6 protein-coding genes are annotated in these 7,653 nt (G+C 71.4%); 3 read left to right on the forward strand and 3 right to left on the reverse strand.

The annotated features are described in order from the left end of the window. From VI078_13250 to VI078_13260, 3 genes are all read left to right on the forward strand, one after another. Positions 1–782 (forward strand): ABC transporter ATP-binding protein (locus tag VI078_13250; GenBank protein ID HEY6000249.1); only part of this gene is annotated, 782 nt, incomplete at its 5' end. 12 nt (positions 783–794) lie between these two features. After that, on the forward strand, positions 795–1,544 hold the full coding sequence (locus VI078_13255; protein ID HEY6000250.1) for an energy-coupling factor transporter transmembrane component T: 750 nt from the start codon (positions 795–797) through the stop codon (positions 1,542–1,544). 65 nt (positions 1,545–1,609) lie between these two features. Beyond that, the gene (locus VI078_13260; GenBank protein ID HEY6000251.1) at positions 1,610–1,909 is read left to right on the forward strand and encodes a hypothetical protein; all 300 of its coding nucleotides are present in this window, start codon (positions 1,610–1,612) and stop codon (positions 1,907–1,909) included. 35 nt (positions 1,910–1,944) lie between these two features. Here the strand turns inward: VI078_13260 and VI078_13265 are convergent, their stop codons facing one another. The 3 genes from VI078_13265 to VI078_13275 form a co-directional block, all read right to left on the reverse strand. Then, positions 1,945–4,668, reverse strand: coding sequence for a glycoside hydrolase family 99-like domain-containing protein (locus VI078_13265; protein ID HEY6000252.1), 2,724 nt, complete (start codon positions 4,666–4,668; stop codon positions 1,945–1,947). Positions 4,669–4,696: 28 nt separating this feature from the next. After that, positions 4,697–5,512 carry a sulfotransferase gene (locus VI078_13270; protein ID HEY6000253.1) on the reverse strand — a complete coding sequence of 272 codons (816 nt, stop codon included), beginning with the start codon at positions 5,510–5,512 and terminating at the stop codon, positions 4,697–4,699. 68 nt (positions 5,513–5,580) lie between these two features. Continuing rightward, a complete protein-coding gene (locus VI078_13275; GenBank protein HEY6000254.1) occupies positions 5,581–7,329 on the reverse strand; it encodes a tetratricopeptide repeat protein in 1,749 nt (582 codons plus the stop codon). Positions 7,330–7,653 lie beyond the last annotated feature (324 nt).

The following is a 7,653-nucleotide window of genomic DNA, read 5'->3' on the forward strand; positions in this document are numbered from 1 at the left end:
CACGCGGCCTGCGCTTCGCGTACCCCGGCGGCCCGCCGGTGCTCCACGGCGTCGACCTGGAGATACGCGCGGGCGAGATCGTCGCGATCCTCGGGAGCAACGGCAGCGGCAAGAGCACGCTCGCCCGCCTCCTCGCCGGGCTGCTCCCGGCCCCGCGCGGCTCCGTGAGCCTCGGAGGACGCGATCCCGCCACGCTCTCGCGGCACGAGGCCGGCCGCCTCGCCGGCTTCGTCTTCCAGAACCCCGACCACCAGATCTTCGCTGAGACGGTCGCCGCCGAGGTCGCCTTCGGCCCGCGCCTGCAGGGCTTGAGCCCGGCGGAGACCGAGCGGCGCGTGGAGGAGTCGCTGGCCGCGGTCGGCCTCCTCGCGCGGCGGGGGGCGGACCCCTTCCTCCTCTCCAAGGGCGAGCGGCAGCGCGTCGCGGTCGCCTCGGTGCTCGCGACGCGGCCCGAGGTGCTCATCCTCGACGAGCCGACCACCGGCCTCGACCGGGCCGAGGTCGACGACACCATGGCGCTCGTGCGGCGGCTCAACGCGGAGGGGCGCACCGTCGTGATGATCACGCACGCGATGCGCGTCGCCGCGGAGCACGCCGGGCGCGTCATCGCGATGGCCGGCGGCCGCGTCCTCGGCGACGGGCCGCCCGAGGAGATCTTCCATCGCCCCGACCTGCTGGAGGCGGCCTCCCTGCGCCCGCCGGGCGCCGCGGTGCTCGCCGGCCGGCTCGGCCTCGCGGCCGTGAGCGTCGCCGGCATCCTCGACGGGCTCGAGCGGACCTGAGGGGCGAAACGGGTGGACCTGTTCTTCTACCTCGAGCACGGCTCGCCGCTGCACCGGCTGCACCCCGTCACGAAGCTCGTCCTGCTCGGCGCCTGCTGCAGCGCCGGCCTCGTCCTCGCGCGCCCGGCGCACCTCGCCGCCGCGTGCGCGGGGCTCCTCGGGCTGCTCGCGCTGGCCGGGGCGCTCGGCAACCTGCGGCGCGTCTGGCTGTTCCTCGTCCTCGCGAGCGCCGCCTCGGTCGCGGTCTGGACCCTCACCGGGCGCGGCGCGACGCCGCTCTTCCTCTGGACGACCCGGGAGGGCCTCCGCGCCGGCGTCGTCGCGGCGCTGCGCATCGACCTCTTCATCCTCGCCGGGGTGCTCTTCCTCTCGGTCGCCCGCAACGAGGAGAGCGTCGCCGGGCTGCGCCGGCTCGGCCTCCCCTACCCGCTCTGCTTCGCCTTCTCGACCGCGCTGCGGCTGGCGCCGACGCTCGTCGGCACCGGCTCCGCGGTGAAGGAGGCGCAACTGGCGCGCGGCCTCGACGTGGACCGCGGCACGCCGCTGGCGCGGCTGCGCAACCACGTGCCGCTGCTCGTGCCGACGTTCCTCTCGACGATCCGCATGACCCACCACCTGGCGATGTCGCTCGAGGCGCGCGGCTTCGGCGCGGGCCGGCGGCGGACCTCGCTGCTCTCGTACGGCTTCGGCACGCGGGATGTGCTCACCCTCGCCGCCTGTGTCGGCGCCCTCGTCGCGGCGGCGCTGCTGCGGGCCGGCTAGCAGGCGGGCTCCCGGAGCCGGTTGGACGTTTCGGGTATCATCTGCAGCCGGAGGAGGAACGCGCGATGCGGACCATCACCGTGAAGTGCCCGAAGTGCCACGGGACGCTCGAGGTCGACGCGGCGACCGGAGCCGTGCTGCGCCACACGGAGGAGGCCAAGGCGAAGCCAGGAGCCGACTTCTTCGGCGCGCGGCTGCGCGAGCTCGAGGAGGAGAAGGCGCGCCGCGCCGCGCTCGTCGAGCACGGCCGGGAACGCGAGAAGACGAAAAAGGGGGAGTTCGACAAGCTCTTCCGCAAGGTCAAGGAGGAGAGCGCCTCGGACACGCCGGCGCCGCGCCCCGTGCGGGACGTGGACCTGGACTGACCCCTTCCCGGAGCGCTGCCCGGGAATTGCGGGTGTCAGCGGCCGGCGCGGTGCCCCAGGCGCTGCGCGAGCGCCAGCAGGGCCCGCGACGTCTCGTTGAGATAGGTGTAGCCGAACTTCCGGTCCGGCTCCAGGTGCGTTCCCTCCGCCCACTCGTTCCAGGCGTTGATGAACGCGTAGCGGCGCCCCCGCGGGTGGTGCTTCACCGTCAGGTCCAGCACCTTGTCCAGCCAGCGCCGGTACTCGGCGGGCGTCGCGCGGAAGAAGACGCGCGCCGCCGGCCCGCGCCGCGCCGTGTTGTCCCAGGCCACCGCGACGGTGTTGAAGAGCGGGTACTGCTTGGTCTGCACCGTGTTGACCTCGGCCAACGCGGCGTACTCGTGGATCTGGCCGAAGAACGGACCGTAGGTATCCAGCAGCGGCGCGAGGTTCTCCACGCTGGCGTTGTGCGGCGGAAACTGCACCGCCGCGTCGAAGCCGATCGGGTTCGGGTCGGAAAAGCCGCAGGTCTGGGCAGCGACGAGGTAGACGCCAGCCAGCCCGTGCCTCGCGCAGAACGCCCGCCAGCGCGCCGCCGTCCGCCCCGGCTCGGGCATCTTCTGCGTGTGGTAGACGATGAGCAGCGGCTTCTCGTCGATCCGGATGTACCGGGGGTCCTGGAAGAAGCGCAGCGCGTCCGCGATGAACGCCTCGTCGTCCTCCTCCGTGTGCTCCTGGCAGAGCAGCACCTCTTCCTCGCGGCCGTCCCAGCGGCGGGTCCAGTTCTCGTTCGCCCAGCAGAGGCAGAACTTCAGGTCCAGCTCGGGCCGCGCGAGGAACTGCTCCAGCGGCTGCTCGAGCACGGTCCGGCCGTTGAACCAGTAGCGGTAGAAGCAGAAGCCCTGGATGCCGTGCTGCTTCGCCAGCTCGACCTGGCGCTGCATGACCTCCGGCAGGCGCAGGTCGTAGAAGCCCAGCTCGCCGGGGAGGTGCGGCTGGTAGTGGCCGCGGAACATCGGCCGCGCCCGGCTGACGTTCGTCCACTCCGTGAAGCCCCGCCCCCAGTGCGCGTCGTTCTCGGCGATCGGGTGGAACTGGGGGAGGTAGAACGCGACGAGGTCGACCGCCGGCTCGTCGATGCGCGCGATCTCCTCGCGCTCGTAGTCGGGGGAATCCTGCGGGTTCGCGAAGCTCGCGCGGATCTCCTCCTCGATCACGCCGGCCCGGATCATCCCCTCGCCGCCGTGTCCGCGTCCCGCCCCCGGGTGGAGCGACTCGTAGGTGATCGGCTCGATCCCGAGCTTGGCGACATCCGGGTACGCCTGCAGGTACTGCTCGATGCTGAACCGGGCGGAGGGGCTGCGGTTCTCGCGCCACCCCATCTGCAGGTAGTGGCCGAGCGGCTCGACGCCGGCCCGGGCGACGTCCGGATTCTGGGCCAGGTACCACGGGGCGTCGAAGAGCGGACCGGGGCTCCTGCCCGCGCGCCAGCCACCGTCGAGGTAGTCGGCGAGCGGGTCGGTCCCCTCGCTGGCCGGATACTCCTGGCGGTACCACTCCGGGTCGAAGAAGGGGTTCGGCCTGCGTCCCTCGAGCACGCCGGCGGTCAGGAAGTGGCCGAGAGCGTCGGTGCCCGCCTCGGCGACCTCGGGGTACTCCTTCAGGTACCACAGCTCGTTGAAGAGCCCGAGCAGTTCCCGCCAGCGCCGCAGCGCCCAGAACCGGCGGGCCAGTGGCGAGGGCGTCGTCGAGCCGGAGCCGCGGCCGACGAGGCCGCCGAGCAGGTGTGAGAAGCCCGAGAGCCGCTGCTCGATCATCCGGTGGCGCCGCGGGCGCGCCCCCATGAGCAGCCGCAGCTGCCGCACCGCCGCGTCGTGGCGGCACGCCAGGTCCTCGTGCTGCCCGCCCAGCTCGTCGTGCCGCTGGCGCTCGTCGAGGAAGTCCGCGAAGAGCGAGGCGAAGCCCCGCCGCCGCAGGCGCGCCTGGTACGTTTCGTCGGCGAGCATCCGCTCGTAGACTTCGCCGGCGGCCGCGCAGAGCCCCTCGTGCCGGGCCGCCACCGCCCTGGGAACCTGGAGCTCGGGGGTCACGTCGGCCGCGATCGGCACGCGGTACCAGTAGCCGCTCACGACGGCGGCTGCCTGCTTCGGCGCATCCTCGGGAACGGGAAGGTCGAGCAGGCCGAGCAGGCGGGAGAACTCCGCGACCGGGTCGTAGAAGATGCTGCCGCAGTGCACCACGTGGAACGCGGGCGGGTCCGGCGCCTCGGTCAAGAGGCGGTGATAGTCCTCCCATGCGCTCCAGATCCGGCCCTGCCGCTGCGGCTCCCGGTCGCCCCCGGGCTCGAGCACCAGCTCGGCGGGATTGCGCAGGCAGAGCACGAACCTCGCGCCGGGGAGGACGGAGCGCCAGAACTCGTGCGTGAAGGCCGTGCGCGGGTCCTTCCACGCCCACGGGGCGCCGGCCGCGAACGTGGCCGCCAGCTCCCGCGCCTCCTGTCGCAGCTCGTCGAAGGCCGCGCCCCCCGACCAGCCCGGCTCCAGCGCGGGCGCTTCCTCGCCCTCGCCGGCCGCTATCGCGAGCAGCCGGTCGTTGAGCCGCGTGAAGCCGCGGTGCTCCCAGAGCCCGTCCGCCCCGCGGTCACCCGCGTCGGCGGGCTTCAGGTCGTCGTCGGCGCCGAGGCAGACGCCGCCGGCGCGCAGCAGCTGCGCCACCATGTCGGTGCCCGACCCGTGCATCCCGAGGATGCAGATCGGCGGGGCGGCGTTGCCGTTTCCCATCGCGAATGCGCCGGCGGGCGGCTTCACCTCACCCGAGCCACGCGGAGAGATCGCGCCGGATCAGGTCCTGCAGCCGGAGGATATCCTCGCGGTAGATTGCGGTGAGGAAGGCCCTCGCCTCCTCGGGCATGTCCTCCCTGCTCTCGCTGACGTTGTACCGGCGCCCCACGTCCGGCACGAAGGAGGGGCTCACGCCCAGGAAGGAGAAGACGTCCCGGCAGACGGCGGCGGGGTCGGCCGCGAGGTCCTCGAAGAGGTAGACGCGGAGCTGGTCCCTCGGGAAAAGGCTCAGCCAGTGGGCGAGCTGCCGGCCGTAGTAGCCGAGGTTCACGTACCAGTTCCCCGGATTCTCCCTGATGATCGCCATGAAGTCCCCGCCCTGCTCGAGGCCCTCCTTGCGGTACATCTTGTAGTTCGAGAAGGCGCGCTCGGCGGGGTTGCGCAGCGAGACGACGAGCCTGGCCTGCGGGAGCACGTGCCGGATGTTGCGCGCCGCGCGCTGGCTCGCCAGGTAGCCCGTCGAGGCCTCGCCGATGGCGATCACGCCCGCGGGCGCCTTCGCGAACAAGGTGGCGTATTCGTCGAGGGTCGTCATGCTAAGGGCGTCCTGGGCGTACTTCTTCAGCATCGCGCCGCCTTGGGCGACCGGGCCCGGCTCCCGCTGCAGAAGGTCGACCCTGCCGAAGAAGTGCGGCTCCTTCGGCCAGCACAGGAAGGCCTGGGGGTGCTCGTCCAGATACATCGCGAGGGAGGTCGTGCCGCCCTTGTTGGCGCCGATGATGAAGAAGTTCGGCAGCTTCGGCCCGCGGGCGGCACGGCCGCCGAACAACCTGCGAAGAAACACGCGGCCTCCGACCTCCCCGTTCATCATGGCGAAAGGACGCGGAATCTTTGCACCGCCACCGGCCAAAGTCAAGGTTCGCCGGGTGCAGGATTGCCACGCCCGGCGGCCGCCTCGAAGTGCCGCGCGGCCTCCTCCCGTCGTCCCAGATCGTGGAGGAGCGTGCCGAGATTCAGGTGCGCCTGACGATTGGCTGGATCGAGCTCCAGAGACCTCGCATAGTGGGCGATCGCCTCCTCCGTCCTGCCGACACTCCGCAACGCCGCCGCGAAGTTGTTGTGTACCCACGCGAGGTCGGGATCCAGCGCAAGCGCTTGCTCGTAGTGGGAAATCGCCTCCGGGAGCCTTCCCGTCTTGGCGAAGACGAGCCCGAGATTGCCGTGTGCCGGCGCGTACCGCGCGTCAAGTCGAATCGCCTCCTGGAATTGCCCCGCCGCCGCCGCAAGCTGCCCGCTCTGCGCCAGGAGCACGCCGAGGCCGTCGTGGCCGGACGTCGAATCAGGCGCAAGCCTCAGCAGCTCCCGATAATGGCGGATGGCCTCCTGGCTGCGGCCGAGGCGGTTCATTTCCAGGCCGAGATAATACTCGGCGACCCAGTTCGCCGGTGCTGCGTTCCGCGCGTGGCTGAAGAGCGTGAGGTTGTCGCGCCACACCGGCACCTGGCGGGCGGCCGCTGCCGCAAGTGCGACGACCGCCAGCGTCCCGAAGGCTGCAATGGCGGCCTTGGGCCCCGCGCCTCGCGCGCCAATCCGGGCCAGACCCCACGTTGCCGCAACGAACGGCCCGATCAACGGGACATAGGTGTACCGATCGGCGGACGACTGCATTCCGACCTGGACGAGCCCGATCACCGGCACCAAGGTGACGAGATACCACAGCCAGCCGAACAGGAGATGCGGCTGACCGCGCCGAGCCAAGAACGTCCCGACCGTCGCGGCGACGAGCAGGGCCGTGGCCCCGAACACCTCCCACGTCCACGCCGAATGCGGCCGAAACGGATAGAAGGCCGAAAGCCCGTGAGGCCAGGCGGCCGCCCCAAGGTAGCTGACATATGAACGCGCAGCATTCCCAAGTCGCGCGGCGATCGGGAAGGACTCCCAGGCGACGAGGGAGCCGCCCTGCTGCTGGGCCAGGACCGTGACCGCCGCCGAACCGAGCGAGAGAAGAAGGAGCGGCAGCTTCTCGGCGATCGCGCGTCTGACCGGCGCCCCCCCTCCCGAGGGAGCCAGCCGGCCCAGCGGCCAGGCGTCCGCGAAAAGAAGCAGCAGGGGAAGCGTCACCAGCATCGGCTTCGCCAGCAGCCCGAGGGCAAAGCAGACGACCGTCATGGCGTACCACGAGATGCACGGCCGCCGCGCATACCGCAGCCAGGAGCCCAGGGCCAGCAACAGGAAGAGCGTGGAGAGAACGTCCTTGCGCTCGGAGATCCAGGCTACGGACTCGACGTGAAGCGGGTGGATCGCGAAGAGCAAGGCGACGAACGTGGAGGCCCAGGGCGCCGCTGTGGCGCCGCGCAGCACGGCCCAAAGAAGGAGCGTGTTCATCAGATGCAGCACGCCATTGACCGCATGCGGACCTCGAGGGCCGGGACCGAAAAGGCTGACATCGAGCATGTGCGACAGCCACGTCAGGGGATGCCAATTCGACTCGTAGAAGGTCGTGAACGCCCAGCGGACTCCCGACGCCGTCAGGCCCTTCTGAACATGCGCATTCTGCTGGACGTAGTACAGGTCGTCGAAGACATACCCATTCCCCAGCATGGGAAGAAGGACGGCCGTCGTGACCGCGGCCAGGAGAACGAGGATAGCGATCGACGGCACGGGCGAAGTGCGCCCTGTCTCAGTTGACATCGCTCCTATATATCGTGACTGGCCGCAAAAGCAACGATGGCGGACCCTTCTCGCCGGACCAATCCCTTCCTCGCGGAGCCGCTTCGCCGGGTGCACGAAGGCCCCGCGTGCGCCTATACTACGCGCCATGCCCACGCAGCCCCCGCCGCCCGACGAGCTCGCGCTCCTGCGGGCGCGCGTCTCCCTGCTCACCGCCCGGCTCGCCGAGGCGGAGGGTGGAGTCGCCCGGCGCGCGGCCCGCGGCGCGCGCGGACTGATCGATCGGTGCGCCGCGGTCGGCACGGGCCGGCGGCG

It is taken from the genome of bacterium (genome assembly GCA_036524115.1).
Classification (GTDB): Bacteria; JAUVQV01; JAUVQV01; order JAUVQV01; family DATDCY01; genus DATDCY01.